This is a genomic window from Sphingomonas sp. OK281 (assembly GCF_900115295.1).
In the GTDB taxonomy this organism is placed as follows: domain Bacteria; phylum Pseudomonadota; class Alphaproteobacteria; order Sphingomonadales; family Sphingomonadaceae; genus Sphingomonas.
Genome location: NZ_FOVZ01000018.1, coordinates 1 through 1,287, shown reverse-complemented (window position 1 = coordinate 1,287; position 1,287 = coordinate 1). Strand labels below are relative to the sequence as shown.

Genomic DNA, 1,287 nt, shown 5'->3' with positions numbered 1-1,287 from the left:
TTGAAGTAGCGGCCGCGGGCGCCGTTTCGCACGACGTTGGCGGTAATGGCGCTGGCGAGGTGCGTCTTGCCGGTGCCCGTACCACCGACGAGCACGATGTTGCGCTGGCCGGCCAAGAAGGAGCCGCTGTGCAGCGAGCGCACCAGGCCTTCGTTGATGGGCGTGCCGTCAAATACGAAGGCGTCGAGGTCCTTCACCGCCGGCAGCTTGGCGGCTGACATCCGGTAGCGGACCGACGCTGCATGGCGATGGGCCGTCTCTGCCCGCAGCAGGTCGGTCAGGATTTCCATCGTCATACGCTTGCGCTGCAGGCCGGTGGTGACCGCTTCGTCGAAGGCACCAGCCATGCCCTTGAGCCCTAATTCGGCCATGGCCGTCATCATCTCATGCCGCTGCATGGAAACCTCGCAGGCTGTCGTAGCGACCGCAGTCGGCACGAGGTGGATGGCGCAGCGCCAGGTCCTCGGGTGTGGCGATGGCCAACGGTCGTGGCGGCTCGCGCCGACGGGCGAGGATGTTGAGAATGACGTCGTCGCTGGTGATACCGGCCAGCAATGCTTCACGGACGGCCGCCTCGAGATCGAGCCCGTCGTCGAGCACCGCTGCAAGCACGCGCACGAACCGCCGGTCTGCATCATCGCCAGCGCCGAGCTTGCGCCGCAGTCGTGACAGCGCAGGCGGCAACTCCCAGTCCTGGAATGGCGCGCCGTTACGCAAGGCGCCGGGCTTGGTCACGAGCACCGGCAGATAGTGCCACGGGTCGTAGATGGTGCGGTCGCGACCAAAGAACCGAGGATGGTCGGCGAGTACCTCATCGCCGAGGCGCACGACGATGCGGGTAGCATAGGCACGCACCTGGACCGTGCGCCGCACTGCTTTGGCCGAGACGGAATAGCGGTTGCGGTCGAAGCTTATCAGGCACGTGCCGCTCACCGCATGCTCGCTCTCGTAGAACCCGTCGAAGGGCGCGGCGACCGGCTGGAGCACACCGCGCTCGGCAGCCCATGCCTGGGCGACCGTCAGTTCCTTCTGCTCAGGGTGCTGGTGCAGGTCGGCCCAGCGGCAACATTCCGCCTCCAGCCAGCCGTTCAGCTCCTGGAGGCTGACAAAGCGCAGGCGCGGTTGGAAGAACCGACCGCGTGCCGTCTGGACCTGGTTTTCGACCTGGCCTTTCTCCCAGCCGGCTGCCGGCGAGCATGCGGTCGGCTCGACCATGTAGTGGTTCGCCATGACCAGAAAACGCCGGTTGAAAACCCGTTCCTTGCCTGTGAACACGCTCGTCACGGC

The 1,287-nt window shown here is 66.1% G+C and carries 1 protein-coding gene and 1 pseudogene; both read right to left on the bottom strand.

Annotated elements, in window-relative coordinates:
- Positions 1-398: ATP-binding protein (locus BM244_RS22460; protein ID WP_139227105.1), on the bottom strand; the 398-nt coding region annotated here is incomplete at its 3' end.
- Positions 385-1,287: pseudogene (locus BM244_RS22455) on the bottom strand (IS21 family transposase); the annotation flags it as partial. The pseudogene BM244_RS22455 and the gene BM244_RS22460, both read right to left, overlap by 14 nt.